The organism is Flavobacterium potami (assembly GCF_020026915.1).
Lineage (GTDB): Bacteria > Bacteroidota > Bacteroidia > Flavobacteriales > Flavobacteriaceae > Flavobacterium > Flavobacterium potami.
In genome coordinates, this window is record NZ_JAINUY010000001.1 from 814,517 (window position 1) to 834,331 (window position 19,815).

Annotated in this window: 18 protein-coding genes; 11 read left to right on the forward strand and 7 right to left on the reverse strand. The window is 33.8% G+C overall.

The window, feature by feature from the left end; all coding sequences use genetic code 11:
• Positions 1-10: 10 nt before the first annotated feature.
• Complete coding sequence (locus tag K6T82_RS03530; RefSeq protein ID WP_223704615.1) at positions 11-1,276, reverse strand: relaxase/mobilization nuclease domain-containing protein; 1,266 nt, start codon at positions 1,274-1,276, stop codon at positions 11-13.
• Complete coding sequence (locus K6T82_RS03535; protein ID WP_223704616.1) at positions 1,261-1,653, reverse strand: plasmid mobilization protein; 393 nt, start codon at positions 1,651-1,653, stop codon at positions 1,261-1,263. The genes K6T82_RS03530 and K6T82_RS03535 overlap by 16 nt, the downstream gene beginning before the upstream one ends.
• Before the next feature lie 291 nt (positions 1,654-1,944).
• Here K6T82_RS03535 and K6T82_RS03540 point away from each other — a divergent pair, with 291 nt between their 5' ends.
• From K6T82_RS03540 to K6T82_RS03550, 3 genes are all read left to right on the forward strand, one after another.
• Positions 1,945-2,235 (forward strand): hypothetical protein, encoded by a 291-nt coding sequence (locus tag K6T82_RS03540; protein WP_223704617.1) that lies wholly within the window; start codon positions 1,945-1,947, stop codon positions 2,233-2,235.
• A 217-nt stretch (positions 2,236-2,452) separates the two neighbouring features.
• Positions 2,453-3,973 carry a DoxX family protein gene (locus K6T82_RS03545; RefSeq protein ID WP_223704618.1) on the forward strand — a complete coding sequence of 507 codons (1,521 nt, stop codon included), beginning with the start codon at positions 2,453-2,455 and terminating at the stop codon, positions 3,971-3,973.
• A 100-nt stretch (positions 3,974-4,073) separates the two neighbouring features.
• Positions 4,074-4,358 carry a DUF6520 family protein gene (locus K6T82_RS03550; protein ID WP_223704619.1) on the forward strand — a complete coding sequence of 95 codons (285 nt, stop codon included), beginning with the start codon at positions 4,074-4,076 and terminating at the stop codon, positions 4,356-4,358.
• Positions 4,359-4,418: 60 nt separating this feature from the next.
• On the opposite strand, the gene K6T82_RS03555 is transcribed toward K6T82_RS03550, so the two are convergent.
• The 3 genes from K6T82_RS03555 to K6T82_RS03565 all read right to left on the reverse strand — a co-directional run bounded on the left by K6T82_RS03555 (position 4,419) and on the right by K6T82_RS03565 (position 11,458).
• Entirely contained in the window at positions 4,419-7,061 is a 2,643-nt protein-coding gene (locus K6T82_RS03555; RefSeq protein WP_223704620.1) for a S9 family peptidase, read from the reverse strand.
• Between the two features lie 31 nt (positions 7,062-7,092).
• Positions 7,093-8,424 carry a RagB/SusD family nutrient uptake outer membrane protein gene (locus K6T82_RS03560; protein WP_223704621.1) on the reverse strand — a complete coding sequence of 444 codons (1,332 nt, stop codon included), beginning with the start codon at positions 8,422-8,424 and terminating at the stop codon, positions 7,093-7,095.
• 64 nt (positions 8,425-8,488) lie between these two features.
• Complete coding sequence (locus tag K6T82_RS03565; protein ID WP_223704622.1) at positions 8,489-11,458, reverse strand: SusC/RagA family TonB-linked outer membrane protein; 2,970 nt, start codon at positions 11,456-11,458, stop codon at positions 8,489-8,491.
• Positions 11,459-12,012: 554 nt separating this feature from the next.
• On the opposite strand from K6T82_RS03565, the gene K6T82_RS03570 reads away from it, so the two are divergent.
• Positions 12,013-12,246, forward strand: coding sequence for a helix-turn-helix domain-containing protein (locus K6T82_RS03570; RefSeq protein WP_223704623.1), 234 nt, complete (start codon positions 12,013-12,015; stop codon positions 12,244-12,246).
• A 101-nt stretch (positions 12,247-12,347) separates the two neighbouring features.
• Here K6T82_RS03570 and K6T82_RS03575 read toward each other — a convergent pair whose 3' ends face one another.
• Complete coding sequence (locus tag K6T82_RS03575; protein WP_056253890.1) at positions 12,348-12,524, reverse strand: histone H1; 177 nt, start codon at positions 12,522-12,524, stop codon at positions 12,348-12,350.
• Positions 12,525-12,595: 71 nt separating this feature from the next.
• Complete coding sequence (locus K6T82_RS03580; protein ID WP_223704624.1) at positions 12,596-14,293, reverse strand: helix-turn-helix domain-containing protein; 1,698 nt, start codon at positions 14,291-14,293, stop codon at positions 12,596-12,598.
• Between the two features lie 315 nt (positions 14,294-14,608).
• Between K6T82_RS03580 and K6T82_RS03585 the strand changes: the two genes are divergently transcribed.
• From K6T82_RS03585 to K6T82_RS03615, 7 genes are all read left to right on the forward strand, one after another.
• Positions 14,609-15,289: a hypothetical protein gene (locus K6T82_RS03585; RefSeq protein WP_223704625.1), complete on the forward strand. Its 681-nt coding sequence runs from the start codon at positions 14,609-14,611 to the stop codon at positions 15,287-15,289.
• 296 nt (positions 15,290-15,585) lie between these two features.
• A complete protein-coding gene (locus K6T82_RS03590; protein ID WP_223704626.1) occupies positions 15,586-16,470 on the forward strand; it encodes a helix-turn-helix domain-containing protein in 885 nt (294 codons plus the stop codon).
• Between the two features lie 29 nt (positions 16,471-16,499).
• Complete coding sequence (locus K6T82_RS03595; protein ID WP_223704627.1) at positions 16,500-17,702, forward strand: hypothetical protein; 1,203 nt, start codon at positions 16,500-16,502, stop codon at positions 17,700-17,702.
• A 16-nt stretch (positions 17,703-17,718) separates the two neighbouring features.
• Positions 17,719-18,285, forward strand: a complete 567-nt coding sequence (locus K6T82_RS03600; protein WP_223704628.1) for a hypothetical protein — start codon at positions 17,719-17,721, stop codon at positions 18,283-18,285.
• A gap of 344 nt (positions 18,286-18,629) precedes the next feature.
• Entirely contained in the window at positions 18,630-19,013 is a 384-nt protein-coding gene (locus K6T82_RS03605) for a hypothetical protein (protein WP_223704629.1), read from the forward strand.
• A 203-nt stretch (positions 19,014-19,216) separates the two neighbouring features.
• On the forward strand, positions 19,217-19,480 hold the full coding sequence (locus K6T82_RS03610) for a DUF4134 domain-containing protein (protein WP_281631635.1): 264 nt from the start codon (positions 19,217-19,219) through the stop codon (positions 19,478-19,480).
• 11 nt (positions 19,481-19,491) lie between these two features.
• Positions 19,492-19,800, forward strand: coding sequence for a DUF4133 domain-containing protein (locus K6T82_RS03615; RefSeq protein WP_223704631.1), 309 nt, complete (start codon positions 19,492-19,494; stop codon positions 19,798-19,800).
• Positions 19,801-19,815: the final 15 nt, after the last annotated feature.

Here is a 19,815-nt window from a genome sequence, read left to right on the forward strand (position 1 = left end):
TACTTTTTAGTTAGTAATCTGAATGTCCTTTTCCTTTTTTTCGTTTCTTTTTTCTTTTCAGCTGAGAGGGAACAAAATCAATTGAAAACTCGGGCTGGAGCACCGAATCAATTATCTTCTGCAGCTCGCCAGCACAAATAAAAGAGGATTGTGATGGCTTATTGTTTAATATATTATCCTCACTTATTAAAGTGGCCGCACTGCCGGTGATGAAACTTTTGATACCGCAGCGTTCTTCTATTCCTGAAGCTGAGTAAGGCTTTCCTAGAGCGCTTCCGTTAAAAACGCATTTTGTTTTATGGTCTATATAGGCTAAGCCATACAGAATTCCCTGTTCGTTTCTTCGTTCAGCAGTCTTGATTCCATCCTGAATCAGAATTCTATCAAGATCAGAAACTGAGTTTATCCTGTTCTGCATAAAGGTGAGATCAACTGCATTTTTTAATCTCTTTAAATGGGGATTTCGATCTGTCTTATTTGCAGCAAATTTTATTTCGAGATAGGCAAGGGTAGGTTTCATGTAAAAGCTGCTTGCCTTTAATGGAATACCCACAGGCTGTTTTTTATTGTTGAGAATTTGGTAAGCCAGACCTTTTTGGAGAAACATTCTTGAATCTTTGTTGCCCTGCACAGCGGTCACGTTATAAAGATTCAGTACTGCATTTAATTCTCCAACTGTTGTGTATTTATAATTTGGAATTACTGCGTTTAATACAGCAGTGATTGCTTTTTTAGTCTCAGTTGTTCCATACTCAACAACACTATTTTTGACAGGTTTTATATTTAGTATTTTTTCATTTTGTCTGCTCTGTGCAGGAACCAGATTGAATGCATTTTCAATTTCCTTGCGGGCTGTTTCAGATTGGTTTCTACCTATGTTCTGCATGTCAATTCTCTTTCCGTCTGACTTCACCTTTACAGTTACAATATGGATGTGCGGATGACCAGCATCATGATGCTGGTATACCAGATATGGCTGGGATCCAAATCCGATTTTATCCATATATGAATGCGCAATTTCCATCAGCTTTTCCTTTGAAATATTGCTTTCATTGGAATCGAAATTGAGCGATATGTGTACGCTACCCCGTGTGACATTTGTATTTAATTCGAGCTGTTGTAAAAGAAGTTTCAACCTTAAGTCTTTACGAAGCTCGGAGGCTGCAACAGGATAATTTCCTTCTCCTATAAGTTCTGCTTTTCCTACTTCAATTTTATTTTCATTATAATTGAAAATGCTTCTGACTGATGATCCTGTGTTTATGACTGCAACCATTTTTCAGCAAGAGTTCGGATAGTCATTCTGATATCTTCAATTGAATTGAAGAGTATTTTTTTATCTGTTTCAAAACTCAGAATCCACATTTTAAACTCAGAAATCTGCGAAAGTGAATGCAGCTTTTTCACTACCTGATTAAAGTTGTTTCCGATAGGATTCAGCTCTGATGTTAGCCTCGTTAATTCAGATATTAAATCATCAAGCGATTGGTTTCTATATTTTAAAACAACAGGTTTTTGGAGAAGATTTTTTCTTGCAAAATCACTCAGTTTTGGGCAGAGAGACTCCGCGAAATATTTCTGAAGGATTTTATATTCCTGTTCAGTGAGCCTGAGATGGAGCCATCTTGTTCTGTTTTTTTTCTCGTCTTTCATCATTTTTCCTTTTCATTCGACATTACAAATCTTCCAGTTTTCACTGCCAGCGAGTTCCGAGCAGAGAGGCAGCAAGATATCGGTTGTGATACAACCGGACATCTTGCAGATTGCAGGAACGTGGCAATGTTTAAGAGTCTGTGTAAAATACTCAGACTTCTTTCAAATATTCAGACGAATTTATAAAGGAAAAATGGATACATCCTATCATAGGTAAATTTTGCTTATGATGCTTTAAATTGTCATGACTAACTTTAGACTTTAATTTATTAATTTAAAAAAGCTGAAATTATGAGTACAAAGAATTATGCAGCTAAGGTGTTCGATACTGTATTGAGCATCCCTGGCATGAGTGAGCCAGTGAAGATTGATCTAAAAATTTCACGCAAAAATGTACTGCTTTTATCCCATTTTATAGAAAGAGGACTATTGCTGGAAAAAGATGAAGGCAGCCTTATGGGAAGCATAGCTAAGGATGAACTTACCGAACTAAAAAACATTTCGCAGGAATGTCTTCAAAAGGCTGGGCTTGTAGAACTCAATCAAAAGCTTTTGACCTTTATTGATGATGACAAGTCTTAAATAAATGAGTTTTTACCAAAAGGAAATGCTTTGCAGATTTTAATTTGTAAAGCATTTTTATTTTATGAATTTGAAACAATTAATTGGCGTGTTTTTGATGTTTTTTGGCGTGTTTTTGATGTGTTTGCTTTCAATTGACTGATTTACATTTGTATAAGATAATCATCTTAATAATATGTGATTTTTAAAAATAAGATAAACTTAAAATCTTCAGATTATGAATTCACAGCGATCTCGTAAAAATCTTGTAATACAGTTAGTTTCTTATTTATTTGTTTTATTGTTTGTATATGCGGCAATAAGCAAACTGCTTGATTTTCAAAACTTTCATGTACAGTTGTCACAATCTCCTCTATTAAGTGTTTTTTCATCATGGATAGCTGTATTGGTTCCAATAGCTGAACTTTTTACAGCCATATTATTAATAGTGCCAAGCTTTAGATTATGGGGATTTTATTTTTCTCTTATACTGATGGGAATGTTTACGGTTTACATTTATATTATTCTACATTTTAGTTCTTTTATTCCTTGTTCGTGCGGTGGTGTATTAGAAAAAATGAGCTGGAATGTCCACTTGCTTTTCAATTTAATATTTATTGTTCTAGCCATTTGGGCGATTTTATTATGCTCAAAAGGCAATGAAAGCAATAATTTCATTGGAAGGCATCTGAAGCATATTAAAATAATCTGTTTTTGCTTAGTATTTAGTGCTGTTAGTATTACAATGCTTTTTCTTTCTTCAGAGAATATAATGCATTATAACAATCCATTTATCAGAAGTTATCCTGTGCATGCAGCAGAATTTATTTACGAGATTGATTTGAAATTCAATTCATATTATTTTGCTGGTTCCGATGAGAAAAAAGTATATCTCGGTAATTACACCAATCCTTCACAGGTTTTAGTAATTGATAATAAAAGCAGACAGATTAAAAAGGTTAGAATATTGTTTAATCCAGACAAGATTCTATTTAAAAACGTTACCATATCAGTTCGTGATTCTTCGTTTTATTTATTTGATGGCAGTGTCCCCAAATATTTTCAGGGAAGCCTGAAAAATTGGAAAATTAATAATGAATTTAATGGATTTCCTTATTTCACAAAAGCAGTTCCACTCGATGATGTTAGTGCTGTATTTCGTTCTAATAATGCAAAGAATTCAGCAAACGTACTTGGAATTTACAACGCTTCAGATGAATCTGGAAAGATCAGATATAAAAGAGATTTATTAGAACGGCAGACAGACGGTATTTTTGATACCGATGGGATGTTAATGTACAGTTCAAAGCTGGAAAAAATTGTTTATCTCTATTATTACCGGAACGAATTTATAATAGCTGATAAACTTGGAAGTTTGTCTTACAGAGGGCATACAATCGATACCATAAAGAATGTAAAGATAAAAACAGCGTCTTTAAAAAATGATACAGAGAGAACTATTTCTTCACCTGTTTATATTGTAAATGCACATTCTGCTATTTATAAAAATCTGCTTTTTGTGAATTCAAAAATTAGAGGAAGAAATGAAATTGATAAACTTTGGGAACGTTCCTCTATTATTGATTTGTATGATATTAAAACTAACAAATACCTCCTGAGCTTTCCAGTTTATCATATAGGAAAAAAAGGATTACGTTCTTTAACTATAACTGAAGAAAATTTATATGCTTTGATTGGCAAAACTCTTGTTGTATATAAGTTTAGTGATATCATTAAAAAGGAAATCTTATCACATTAAATATTTTATCAAAACATTAAGATATACCGGCCGGTATCAGGATTAAGATCGAAAACCTGTAGAAAAAAGTAGATCACACTATAATTTAAAAATTAAAATCATGAAAACTTTAAGTTTAAAAAATCTGCTGCCAGCAGGAGTTATCGCTTTGGCAGTCTGTGGTGCATTTGCAACCACTTCGATGCAGAGCGCTTCGAAAAAAACAACCTCTCTGCAACAAGGCTATAATGCCTTGTCAAATAACAAATGTGGTAACGTGTCAGTAGATTGCGACAACATTCCGAGTGATAATTTCTGTCATATTTCTGGTGACTCGGGACCGTTGGCCTATGAGAAAACAACAAACAGTAATTGTCTAACGCCTTTATATCGTTATGACAATTGAATCCATTATTAAAATGACAATGCAGTTCGTAATTAGAACTGCATTGTTTTTTCTAATTTATTATTTAGTACCCTTTTCGACCCAAAGAGCAGATTGATCATTTTTTAAAAAATAACGAAACCAATCCATAGTACGTTCGGTAACGTCTTTTTGATTTAAAGGTTTTATTAATAGGTGTGCCTCATCGGGATACTGAAGCATGATACACTTTTTACCAAGTCTGCGAAGCGCAAGATAAAATTCAAAACTTTGGTGCGTATCTACCTGTGAGTCGACTTTACCTGTCCATAACAATACAGGTGTATTTACATTCTTTACGTGGGCAATAGGTGAGTTTGACCAGTATGATTCTGGTGCTTCATAAGGTGTTGCCTGCATTGTCCACTGTTCAATTCCAAATCTCCACATATCAGGTTTTCCAGATTTACTGTTTATAGTATGGTAGTAACTGTTCAGATCCGTAATTGCACCACTAGCGATTGCAGCAGAAAACAGCTGAGTTTGAGTAATAATGAAAGAAGATTCAAAACCTCCGTAAGAATGTCCCACCAGACCAATTTTCGAGGAATCAACTATTCCTGTTTCCACTACCTCGTTTACTGCTGATATGACACAGGATAATGCAGAGACCCCTGGATTTTTAGCTTCCAATAATAAATCTGGTTTCAAAACAAAGTAGTTTTCAGAGGTAAAAAGAGTTGTATTAAAACCGTTTACATTTTCATAAGTTGGATTTTCAAATTTATGCAATTGATTAGACTGCCTGTCATAAATTTTTACAATCATAGGGTATTTTATTTTTGGGTCATACTGTGCAGGGTAATATAGAACAGCTTTCAATGAATGTCCTGTGATGCTGTAGTTAATTAATTCGGATTTACCCCAAAAGAACTTTTCCTGCTTAGGATTACTTTTTAAAATTGTTATCGATTCTTTATTTTTTTCCTTCAGAACAAGTTGTGGAGATATATCAAATTTCTGCTCTCTGAAATAAAAATTCTTCTTTTCAACACCATAATTTAATTGATCAATAAAACTGTTCTTATATACTATTGGTTTTAAGGAACCATCTGGATTCCATCTGAAATATCCTGTTTTTCCATCTTCTCCTTCGGCCTGAAGTATTAGGTCTTTTCGGATATCGATTTCTCGGCCTATTAGTCCGTCATAAATATAATTATCAATATTTTTATTAGCCATATCGGCAATGCGGAATCTGATTTTTTCTTCTTTACCACGTGTTAATCTTCTTGCTTCATTACCTGAGGTTGAAAGCACCCAGATATCATAGTTATCATAGGTTACAAGCTCATTATCGTCAACAGTCCATCCCGGACTGCCGCATATTGATTCTATTCGAAGGTCATGTAACTTTGCAGTGAATTTTACCCCAAGAGATGCGGTCAAATTGATGTGTTTTTTTTCTTCAAAATTGTAAACCCACCAATTGTTTTCACTAAAGTAAGCTAAGCTTTTTCCTTTTGGCGAAGCAATCAGGTTTTTATGATCATAGGACTGTCTTTGTAATAAAAGACTCCTTTGAAAAGTAGTGAGATTTAAAAGATAATAATCTCTAGGACCGTTGAAATCAAATTGCGGTTCATACTGCTTAGGATTAGAAACTATGGCATATTTATAATTACCGCTGAGTATTACTTTTGGATATTCATTTGAGGTAACTATTGTAAAATTAGTTGTTTTAGGAATCCACATTACTGTTTTAGGGCCATTTTCAAAATCACCAAAGTTTTTTTCCTGTAAATAGGTCCATTTGTCATTCCCATTCCATATTTCTACATCCGAATGATGTTTGCCAGTGATAATCTCATCTTGATTTTTAACTGAAAAGAATACTTTTTCACCATCATCAGAAATAAAAATTCCATTTAGATTTTCATAAATGATATTCATATTTTTTGGGAAGCTAACAGCACTAGAACTGTCGAGTTTATACAATTTGTCTTCTTTTGGCAAATAATATAATAAAGCATTAATCTTCATATTTCGATCCTGCTGGTAGAAGGCTAGCGCATTGCCGATTTTATTCCATGTTAGCCCCATGAAATGGTCTTTTTTATTTAAAACAATAAGCTTAGAATAATTTTCCGTTTTAAGGTTAATTTGAGATACAAAAGATGTGTTTTTATCTTTGCTGAAATAAGCAAGCTGAGTGCCAGATGGACAGAGACTAAAATCGGTCACGTCTTCAATTTCTCTTACTTTGCTATTTTTTAAAGAGCGTATTACAAGTTTCTTTTTTGCTTCTTTGGAAGCAAGAAGAAAAATTAACTGATCTGTCTGCTGACTGTAGGAATAACGATCGGTATTGGAAAGATTTTCTCTTACAGCTGTTTTTAAGTCTACAATAGCAATATCCTTATCTATCTGACAAATAAATTTACTTCCGGCAAAAAAACCGTTTCTGCCTTTGGGAAAACTGTATAATTTATGCGAAAAATTATTACGGATAAAAAGGGTGTCATTGCCTTTTTCATATTCCATTTTATAACAAACCCATTTCTCATCAGAAGAGACTTTATCTATAATTAATTTTCCCCATCCATAATAATCCGATGAAACCAATTGCTTTTTTTTTTGCACCACCTGCCCCCATAAGGGACAGGCTACTAATGGCAAAATAAAAAATAAAAATAAAAAAAATCTTAGTTGAGTTAGTCTTTTAATGTAATTTCCGATTAACATACTCATGTTTAGTGTAGACATAATAAAGTATTTAGTATCCTGTATTTTGAGGCCTTAAGTTTGGATTAGCGGTCAGTTCTGTTTGTGGCAGCGGAAATAAAGCATCGCTGCTGTTCCAGCCAGGCTTAATTCCGTTTAGTGAAGAATCTAATTTACCTGATCGCTTAAGATCGAAAAAGCGATGTCCATATTCTGTAAAGAGTTCCCATCGACGCTCTAAATGAATTGCATCTAAAATTTCCTGCTGTGTCACAGCAGTGGTATTGTTTAGTCCTGCGCGATTTCTAATTTTGTTTAGATCTTCTTTTGCCCCAATTAAGTCACCTTGGTAGGCTCTGGCTTCTGCCCTGATAAGATATTGTTCAGCAAGTCTCAGTACTACTGCATACTCTTTAGATGGCGCAGTAAAATCTTTTTCTTTATACTTATAAGAATGAAAATAGGTTTGGCTTCCTTTTGTAACGGATTTAATCCAGTTTGTTTTTCGTAGATCAGCTGAGTTGAATGAACCTACCAGCTGACTATCCAATGATACAGAGGGTGGTGGTATTGATGTGAAAATAAAAAAAGCTCCATCGGCTGTGTTTTGTCCTGTTAATTCAGATTGTAACCGCCAAATGGTCTCGGATGAAGAAATTAAAAATACATTTGAAACATTTTCTAATTTATACTCGCTGCTCTGATTTAAAACTGCAGATGCGCTATTTGAAGCTTCCGGATAAGCTTTTAGATAAAGATAGACTCTTGAAAGCAATGCCTGAGCAGCACTCACACTCGGCTGTACACGAGCAGAATCGTCATCTTTACTGCGTAAAAGTAAGGAAGCGTGCTGTAGATCAGTAACAACTAAACGATATACTTGGTCTACTGAAGTTTTAGAAATAATGCTGTTTTGTTTGTAATCGGTCTGTGTAGCATATGGAATATCTCCGAATATATTTGTGAGATAAAAATGAAGTAAAGCACGAATAAATAATGCTTCTCCTTCGAGTTGATTTTTTTGCTGAACAGTTAGATTTTTACTAGACTTGGTACCCTGAATTACAAGGTTAGCGGCATAAATTTGATTATAGGAGGCATTCCAATATCCAGTAACATATGTATTTGTCGGTAATAAAGAATTACGATAAAAATTATAGCTCGCTTTTGAAGGATTGTCCACACAGGTGATCTCATCGGCGTAATTTCCGAGCTGATTTGAAATTCCAAGCTGGCCACCTGTTAAAATACCTTTATCTCTAATACTTGTGTAAATATTAGTTAAGGCTGCTTCTGCGGTATTGTAATCCTCAAATACACTTTCTGTGGTCAATTGTGACTTTGGCAGATCAACCTCAACAAATGACTGGCATGATGATACCAAACTAATAATCAATAAGTAAAATATTATTGGAATTATGAAATATGTTGTTTTCATCTTAGATAATTTAGAATGTTAATTGAATTCCTGTATTAATTACTTTTAATGGTGGCAAATAACCGTAAGAAATAAATTCAGGATCTCCGTCCTTATATTTTGTAAAAGTCAACAGGTTTTGACCCTGCAGCATAATTTTACATTTAAGACCTTTTAGACTTAATGGGAGATCATAGGTGAGAGATATATTTTTTAATCTAATAAAAGATGCGTCTGTTATAGCGCCTGTACTTTGTGAGTAGAGGGAATCTGCATTTAGTGCATCATTATTATATCCAGTGGTATATATCTGATGGAATGAATTATCTCCCGGCTGCATCCAACTGTCAGTAAGTCTGTCTATCTGATTTAGCATCTGACCGGCACCGCTTACAGGGTAAGATCTGTTTTTCTGTTTTGAAAACTGGAACAGGAAATCCAGATTTAAATTTTTATAGCTGATTTGATTTTGTATCCCCCCATAATATTTTGGATTTAAATCTACTACAGCCTGTCTATCATCGGGAAAGGTGATTCTGCCATCATCATTTAGATCTTCAAATTCATAAATTCCAGTCTGCGGATTGACTCCCTTAAAATTGTAAAGCAGATTAATATTTAATGGCTGGCCTATACGATACTGCTGACTATAGGTTGAAGTTTGCAGACTAGGAAAATCTACCAGCTTATTTTTAGCAAATGTCAAATTGAGATTTGTAGACCAGTTAAAGCTTTTCCCACTAATATTTACTGTTCGCAAGGTTAATTCAAGTCCAGTGTTTTCTACTACAGCATCTAAATTAGACTGCAATGAAGTAAAGCCGGTTGTTGCTGGGAGCGGAATACCAACCAGTTGATTTGAAGAGCGGTTTTTATAAATGGCTCCTGTAACATATATTCTATCATGCAAGAAACCTAGTTCAAGAGCCAGTTCAATTTTTTTATTAGTTTCCCATCCAAAATCTCTATTAAAGAGGCGGGTGGGCTGAACTCCTGTTACTCCATTGTATATTTTACCTGAAGTTGTGTAAGTGTCAAGAAACATATAATCGCCAATTTGATCACTACCTGTTATTCCATAGCTCGATCTTATTTTTCCATAGCTCAGCCATCGATTATTCTCCAGAAAAGTTTCCTTAGAGAATATCCATGCGATACCGGCAGCTCCAAAATTTGCAAATTGATTTCTTGGTCCAAATCTGCTTGAACCATCACGACGGCCGGTAAGATTAACAATATATCGCTGTTTCCAATTGTAATTTAATCGACCAAAGAATGCTTGATATTTATATAGTGTCTCATCATCGGTATATATTCTAATATTTTTTGCGGCAGCAATATTATAGATCAAACTATTAGAGGTAAATCCAATTCCTGATAGATTAATTCTCTCTGTTTTCTGGCTCTGAAAAGTAGCTCCAGCCAAAATATCTATTTTGCCAGCTCCCAGATTTTTTGACCAGTTTATCTGCGGTTCGATAATCCATGAGCTTCGTTTGGTATCGTTTAAAAATATTGCTGAATCATCGCTCGTTGCTTCATATGCAGGATCAGCCATAGTTGAAGGTATAATTCGGGTTTCTTTAGTATCCAGACTTGTAAAACCAAAACTGCTTTTTATTGTAAGATCCTTCCATATTTCATATGATATCAACGTATTTGCCAGAAGATCGTTAGTCTTTGACTCGTATTTGCTTTCAAGATTTCTAAGAGGATTTTCCCATGTTGAATTCTCCCAGTTTAATTGCCCATCTGAAGTATAAACTGCAGGTGCATTTGGTGCGAGATATCTCGCTTCATTAGTAAAATCAAAAGAAGGCTGGTTGTTGTCCTGAACATTATATGACCCTGAAAATGATATCTTAAATTTATTATCGTCTGAATGATGATTAAGGTTAATGTGACCACCGCCTCTTTTGTAAAAGAATTCACCCGGAAAAACGGTTGTTTCCCTGTGAAAATTTCCGCTTATAAGAAATTGTGTATTTTCAGAGCCTCCATTAACTGTTCCCTGAAAATCCGATGTTTGGGATGTGCGTCCAAGAAGTTCCTTTTGCCAGTCGGTGTAGCGGTTCTGATCCCATGTCCCGTTAACATCATAATCATAAGGACCATACTCAGTTAATCCGTCATTTATAAATGCCTGTTTTCTCATTTTAATATATTGCTCTGTATTCATCAGTTTTGGAAGTTTTGTAACATTTCCAAAACCAGTAGATGCCAGTAAATTGAAGGATGTTTTTCCTTTTTTTCCTTTTTTGGTTGTGATGAGCACGACACCATTAGCTCCTCTGGAACCGTATATTGATGTCGCATCGGCATCTTTGAGAACTTCAATGCTTTCAATATTATCTGGATTAATATTGTTAAGAGGATTCACACCGGAAGGAAAAGCGGTAGCGGTTAGACTTGAACTAATGATATCTGAGGAATAGGGAACACCATCTATAATATACAGCGGTGAATTACCATCTGCCCGTATACTGTTCTGTCCCCTGATTTTTATATCAAAACTACCCCCGGGAATACCTGTTCGCTGAGTAATATTTACACCAGCCATTCGACCCTGCATAGTAGCCATCACATTTGTAACAGGCTGATTTTCGATTTCCTTAGAGGTGATTCTAGCAATACTGCCTGTTCTTTCACTTTCTTTTACGGAGTAATACCCTGCATTTACACGAACTTCCTGAAGAACAGTTGTATCGTATTGCAGTATGATGTTTAAGAGAGTTCGTCCTTTTACAGTAATTAATGCAGTTTTGAAGCCTATAAAAGATACAATAAGTGTATCAGAAGGCGAAGCTGTAATCGAATACTGCCCGTTGTAGTCTGAAATAACTGCTGAATTCAGTTTGTTTTTTACAGAAATTGTAACACCGGGCAGAGGACTAGTGCCGTCTGTTACGGCTCCATGAATGGCATGCTGCTGAAAAAGTGAAGACGAAAGGCAAGTGTTTTTTTTGGCATAAATAGGGGAGATACACGATATTATTCCCATAAAAATTAGGCAATAAAGCTCTTTCCCACCCTTGTAGAATGAAAAATAATTCATAATATTGGAATTGGTTAGTTAAAAGGTTTTTGATTAGCTAAGGTCCTCTGCTCTAGTTTGGTCGCTGCAGCTGAGGGCCATTTTTTATGCATTAAGTAAACGGCTTAACGAACATAAAGTGATTTTTTGTTTAATACACAGGCAATGATTAATTAAAAAGTTCAACTTCTCGAAAGTTGCGAAACTTGAAATGAAAACAAAACCGCTAAGAATAGAAAGGGAGTTTTAACAAAAAAGACGTGGAACTCATCTTACTGCGTTAGAGGCACTGGTATACCGTTGCAACAATAAGTGAGCCCACGCCAAAGGACGTGAGCATCTTACTTATCATCTCGTTGCAAAAATTACCAGTTTCCTAACGCGAGATTCAAAGCGAGTGCTTCAAATATTTTTCTGAAGAATCGCAAATATATGTAATAGAATACAAATATAATAAAAAATAACAAATATGGACTATAGTCCATTGAAATTTAACAAATAATGTTGGCTATTTGTATATTATGAATGACAAATTATCCGAAATAGAAAATTATATAATTGATAGGGTAAGAACCATCCGCAAGGAAAAGGGTTTTACCCAAGAGCAATTATCTCTAAAATTGGATAAGGGTGTGGGGTTTATTGGGGATATTGAATCTTCAAAAAAAGCAAAATATAATGTTCAGCACTTAAATGACATTGCAAAAATTTTTAATTGTTCCCCAAAAGATTTTTGGCCAGATAAAGGTCTGTGAATATTATTTTCTTTAACTATTTTGTATTTAGAAACTACTTAGAATAACTATAAAAAAAAGCCCTTCAGATTTATTTGAAGGGTTTTCCAATTAAAGTCGAATTATTTTTTAGATTCTTCAATAGAAACTTTTCTAAACTCTTTTAAAAGTTTTTCAATTTCCAAAGAAGATTTACGAGCTCTAGCTCCTGCAGCTTTTACACCTTTCTCAGATAAAGAGTCTGATTCTGTTTTGAATGTTTCAATCTCAGCATTAATTTTTGCGATTAGATCTTTCATATTGTCAATTTTTTAATTACGGCAGCAAATGTAAAATATTAAATGCAATGCATTGTAGAAATACCTATTAATTAAGAAGTGGTCTTTTTAATCTGGTCAATAAAATAATTTACAGGCATTCCTGCTCTTGCCAGGAAAGCGTTTGCAAATCGTTGTGTAGAACTGAATCCGGCTTCTTGGGCCAAAGCAGCGTAAGTGTATTTTCTATAAATTGGTTTGGTCCTAAGCAAATTTATGATGTATTCTATACGCAGTCCGTTTATATACTCATGTATGCGCATATCTCTATAATAATTTAGTATAGAAGCTAAATATTTAGTATTTGAATTGAATGCAGCTGATAAGGTAACTAAATTCCAATCTTTTTCTAGAAATTTTTTTTCTTTTTCAAACTTCTCCAGCTGTTTTAGAATTAAAGCTATAGTTTCACTACTGATATCTTTTATAGGTTCTTTTTCAACTTTATTTCTAGGTTTATTTTTAACTCCATCAAGTTCATCCATTAGAAGTTTATAATTTTTTTCATAAACTTTTCTTTTTCTGTAATGACGACGCGTCTGCCAAAATATAAAAATGAATAATAAAAAGATTATCACAACAAATATTACATCATAGTATTTTTCCTTTTTCAAGTCATTTGCGATTTCTTGTTTTTCTACCAATATCTTTTCCTTTTCCGAAATCAGCTCTTTTGTATCATACTGTTTGTGAATTTTACTTATTATATACTTATTATTCTCTACTAGAAGTGTATCAGCCTTGAGAAGCTCCTCTATATAGTACAATTGTTTATCTAAATTATTAATTGTTTTATAATAGTTGATCAAGAGTTCAAAAGTCTGCCTTAGATCTGGCCTAAGATATTTTTTTTCTTTAAAGATGTTGTCAACGATTTGAAAATGCTCCACGGCTTTTTGTTTCTTGTTAAGTGACCAATAGCTTTTACCTATATAAAAGTTTCCGATTGCAACATTTGCAAAATCCTTATTTTCAATTATTGCTTCCAATGAAGATTCTATTTTATTTATCGATTCAAAGTAATTTTTTCTAAAGTAGTCGTTGATTCCTTCTGAATGATTGAAATAAGGTATCATCACAGTTGATTTTAATCTTTTGCTTTCGGAAATTCCTAAAGCATTCATTTGTGTACATAAACCATAGTTTCCAAGTTTATTGTAACAAAGTCCCAGCATATGAATTGAATTGAGGTAAGGTCTGGATTCTACATTTTTGTAAAAATCCACGCATTCTCGTAAAAGAGAAACTGCTTCATCATAAAATCCAATGTAAAACTTAGTAAGAGCTATGCAGTATTTTACTTTATGTATCTGATATTTGTCATTTGTTTTAGAAAGATAGCTATTGGCGGTTAAATAATTATCCATTGCCAGTTTCTGCTGTTTAAGTCCATAGAAATAAGTTCCTTTACTAAGGTATGCGGAACCAATCAACGCATTGGATTTTGACTTCTTGGCTGTATATAAAATGCTATCAATATATATACTTCTAATTCGGTCAGGTGATATCAGCATTAAATTTTGATATCCATTCATGATTTCTTTTGGATTTTTTTCAAGTTTAGCTTTATTAAGAAAAGCATAAGCATATAATGATGCGAGTGTGCTGTCATTTTTTAGAGTATAAAGCCTATCATCTAAATACTCATAACTTTTTTTCTTTAAGGAATCAGGGATAATAAATGAAGTTTTTTGAGCTGATCCATAATTAAATACCATTAGGTAAAATAAAATTAGGTTTAGTCTATTCATATGATTAAGTATTTATTTAGGCATTGATAGTCATATAGAATGATGTAATATTAATTTTACATTTTATTATTATAAAAATAATACAAACATTTGAATTACAGTAGTTTGTTCGATGAAAAGCACTATGGATTTCGTGGAAATCCATAGTGGATTTGCCGAAAACCCACACATATTGGCTTGCGCAAGATAAATAAGCAAAATAGTTTTGTCTTGAATTCAAAAGCAAAAATGTTCAGCAAGGTGCTGAATAAAAGTTCTGCTTATCCGGATGAAAAGGACTGAGAAATCATCTCATTCATTTCAAACATCAAAATCATGAAAACTTTTTTATTATGTATTATTACATCATTTTTATTCATTTCATGCTCGGCTGATTCCGATATTGAAAATTCACAAAGTGCTTTAGATTCTTCAAATTTTTATGAATCTTCTACCAACAATGTTAACCCTTTTGATTCAAAAGGGCAAAAAGTATACGAGGCACTGAGAACATATTATCTAAGTAATCAACGACCAAGTTCTGTTTCAGAGCTTGCAGAACAGATTAGATTTGTATCTCAAAGCCTCCAGAAAAAAAATCTTTTTACAAACAGACTGATTCTCTTTACTGATGAAATTGTAGAAGCTATCATGTCAGACCCGGATAATAGTATGATTCTTATTGTTCAGAATAGCACTTTACACACTTATGCAAAAAATAATCTGATCAATTTCCTTCAGAACCTAATTGATAGAAGACAAGAGGAATTTAATATTACAAACAATTACATTTTAGGTTATGAAGCAGAGGTTCTTACTAATACTGTTTTTACTTCTGAAGAAACAGAGACACTTTTAACTGTGGCATCTATTTCAAGATATTCTCTTTATTCAGAGGAGGAACGAAAGGATAAGGACTGGGATATTTTGGTAGGTAGTAAACATGCTAAAGCCTTCTTAAAGAAAAATGAACTTTCACTTGTGCTTGTAATCGTATTGCTTGAAAAGCTGCTTTAACATCCGACATGCTTTAACTTAAATCTGCTAAATATGAAACTTCGCAACATTCTAAATATTCTTATGGTTGTAACCAATGTAGTGTGCCTAATTATTATTCTAGGCTTTCTATTTGACTATCATTTGGCAGATTATTATAAAAATCCAGAAATTACAGCATATATACCTTTTCGTTTTAAGATATATGTGCTGTATATCACATGCTTATTCAACCTATATTTTATTTTCTATCTATTGATTAAAAAAAGATTTAAAATTTAATAAAATGGTCGAACAGATATTTAAAGAAGGAAATTATGATAAAAAATCTAATTAATTCCAATTTACTTGATCTTTCAACTCCAGGTTTCGATATTCATATTATAAAGAAATATGATAACAGTTACCAGGTTGAGCCTTTTATAACAGAAAATTTGGCAGTACTAATGATAAGATCCGGAGGCGTGAAAATTAAACTTCAGGAAATGATTCAAAACTTATCAGCACGTGATCTAATAGTGATTCCAAAGGAAACAACATTCACTGTTTTTGAAGTTCGGAATAAACTTCAGCTGTATTTGATTATTTTCTCTTCAGAATTTGCCGTAAAAAACTGTCTTAAGAGAGAACTAGTTGATTCATTTTATTTATTTATAAGGAAAGAGCCTTTAAAAGCATCACTTGAAGAGAAAGAATATCAGGTGCTTTCTCTAATTTATAAGCTCATACATTATATTAATTTGGAAGTGCAAAGGACTGACATTGATTATGAACTTTACAGGATAAGTTTAAACTTATTTCTTTATGAACTTAAATTAATTTATGCGAAGTATTCATCTAATGCGCTAGTTAACTTTACAAGGAAGGAAAATTTGGTCATCCAGTTCTTAACGATATTATCAATACATTATAAAAAACAGCATCACGCTAAATTTTATGCAGGAGAACTTTTTATAACCAGCAAATATTTAAGTAAAGTAGTAAAAGAGGTGACAGGAAGTTCGGTAAAAGCATTAATTATCGAAGCTATTATCAGCGAAGCAAAAATTTTATTGGAAGATACTCAAAATACTTTTGCAGAGATCGCTGAGGAAATGGAATTTGCGAGTGTTTCAATCTTTGGAATTTTCTTCAAAAAACATACATCATATTCGCCTTCAGAATATCGTGCGATTTATATTGACAGATATAAGGATCAATAGTTTCGTTTGTTTCATTTTAAAATCTAAAGATGATGAACGGTAAATATCAATTAGAATGGTTTGATTCTTTGATACTGCAGACTTTTGATCCAGTAAGCACGAATATTGATAGTTTGACTGATAGTGAAATAAAAGTTATTACCGACAATATTTCCAAGGAATCTATAAAAATACAGGTGCATATAAAAAATGAAGTTTTTTCATTAAAAAAGAAGCGACATATACGCGTCACAGTCCGACAGTATCATTCCACACTAATTTTTCTGCTGGACTGTATAATGGAAAATCGATCGGAAAAGGTTATTCAATCTGAAAAAATAAGGAAGCTTGCTGATCTTATCATTTCAAGCCTGGATTATCTGATATCTTTCATCGAGGATAGATTTTCTTACTATCTAAGTCTGGACGAAAGAGTACCGGTAACTTACTTAATAGTATGCAGAAAAGAGCTATCATTAAAACTGCAGAGAATCAACAAAAGAACTTTCAACTCCATGCAAGATAAAATGACAATTAAAGCTGTAGTGAAATTACTTCAGAATGCAATTGAAGCAGATAATGGAAAAAAACTTACTTATCGTCGGATCCTTTACTTCCGGGAGCTTTTAAAGCTTCTTGAGGAGCATAATGACGAACTAGAAAATCCTTCCATTTTCACTCCGCTTGACGAACTTTTAATCGACCATAACTTTAATTCGGTGCAATACATTTCGATCCTGACAGAAAGAATGACCGAACAGATTTACAATGTTGAAAAACAAAATGGAAAGCTCAACCTGCTTCTGCTATTTTTCAAGGATTTTAAACAGCTTCACTCAAATGTGAAAATAACGTTCGATTCCAGCCATCAGAACATCAAGGACGTTTTGGAAAACTGGTTTGTATCTGAGATCAGTTTTCTTCAAAACAAAGACGAAATTGAAGCACAAGATATTTCAACTCCCATAAAAAAAGGAAATCCCTCGCATCCCGCTGATGAAAATAAAATCCAGTGTACACTTTCTTCTGATCAAATGGGACTGATTTTGAGAGCAACCGATGAAACAAGAATATTGAAAGCAAGATCAATGAGCCTGATTTTTAAAACGATTGTTCCGTATCTGTCAACACCATTTAAAAGAAATTTATCATATCAATCAGTTAGAAGTAAGTCTTATAATCCTGAGGAAAAGGATAAAGAATTTGTGATTAAAACATTAGAGAAAATTATCAAACATATAAAAGAATATTAATTTAATTTTTGAGATTATGAAAACATTATTAAAAATAGCACTAGTAGTTCTGCTTCTTTTTATCTCGTGCCAGAAAAAAGAACTGGATTCTAAAACTGCAGAAAACATGATTATTAAAAAATACAAATATCCATCTCCTGTAGATTTTGAAGTATTCTGCAGTGATCCTATTCATGCACGAAGAATGCTGGATTCAGGGCTGGAGCAAAAAGGCCTTGTCAAGATAATGAAGACAAGAGAATTTAAAGATCGTGATAAGCCTTTGATCGAATTTACAGCCTTATCAAAAAACTTCTTGCTTGAAACAACCTCAGAGGAAAGAGAATTTAAAATTCAGAAGGTGAAGATCGGCACAAAAAATTTTGATAAAATTATCAGCATTACTGCGGAAACTAATGACAACAGAATAGAGGTAGCCGAGTACAACGTAAAATATGACATGAATGAGTTTGGAGTATTATGGCCAGGCCTTCCTGCTGAAAAAAAAGAAAAAGCATATTTTATATTCTCTAAAAATGGCTGGCAGCTTATTGAGAAGAAAGATGCCGAACTTATGCTGCTTAAGAAAATTATGGAAAAATAAGTATCTAAAAACATCAAAAAACAGCCTCCTATTAAGGAGGTTTTTTTATGCATTTAAATTAATGTCCTGTGCTTAGCCCGCAATATCATTGAGAGGTACAAGGGTACAGCTGGGGTACAGAAAAAGTTGTACTTGTAGAAGTTTTATTTCCGGAGTTACTTTGGAATGTAAAATAAACCATAATTGTTCTTACTGGTTTATTCATAGTATGAGATGATGTTGAATGATAAATGAAAAATGCTATGTTAAATTCTATTTCATGGAACAGTTACCTAGTGGCTGTTGTTACTCTATTAGTTTTGTGGTATCTGTATACAGGGTTCCGCTATTATTCTTCAGAAATAATGCAGATTCTCTCGGGCAGAAAGAAAATTGGTTTTCCATCATTAGGGAAAAAAACAATTAATGATTCGTTATCTTCTCCTCATAAGCACGATGGTAATCCTGCAAATCTCAATGAAGCTTTTCAAGAATCTTTTGCTACACTTGATGAGGTTAAAGAACTGTCAGCACGACTGACTGGAGCCGTTTCAGAAAGCGCCGAACTAGACCGTCCAAAGCAGGAATTTGAAAATTATATCAGATTGATACTCTCTGAATATCCTTATGTGAAGATTTCTTCTTTACGCAGCAATGTGAATAATCTGCTTGCTTACGAAACGAAAAAGCACCCCGAACTGCTTCTCACTTCTACTGAGGCAGACGAACTATGGGAGGAAAATAATTAAATGACAGCAGAGGAACTTTCCCCGTCCGCTCTAGTGCGGTATGGTAAAATGTGACAAGGAGAATAGATGATGCGACGGCGCTGTTCCTCTGCTTTTTGAATTAGTATTAATCTTTAAAATGATGAACGATGTTGAACGATGGAATAAAGTTAAAGCGATTTTTAAAAACAAATAAGGTACTAATAAGCACTATTCTTTTGGTTATGATAATCAATGGGAATGGATATGCCCAGGATGGTGTTGCCGGAATCAATGAGGCCAATCAAAAGGTGAGAAGCTATTTTGATGCCGGCACAGAACTTATGTATGCAGTAGGAGCAATACTCGGACTCATAGGAGCGGTGAAAGTATATCAGAAGTGGAATGCAGGCGATCCCGACACAGGTAAAGTGGCAGCAGCATGGTTTGGCAGCTGCGTCTTTCTGGTAGTGGTTGCCACTGTGATCAAATCTTTCTTTGGAGTCTAAGCAGCTTTAAAATGAGCAGTGTTTATCAAATTAACAAAGGAATCAATCAGTCAATTGAATTTAAAGGCCTGAAAGCCCAGTACATATGGTATCTGGGCGGAGGTGTCGTGGGACTGATGATTGTTTTTGCAGTGCTTTTCATAGTCGGCATTCCCTCTCTTGTCTGTGTGGCTTTAATTGGTACGGCAGGTACTGTGATGGTGATTAAGATCTATAAAATGAGCAGGCAGTATGGTGAATTCGGCATGATGAAAGCTTTAGCTGCAAGGCAGATTCCTAAATGTGTTAAGGTGCGCAGCAGGGCAGTTTTTATTAAGTGATAGTTAAAGAACGTT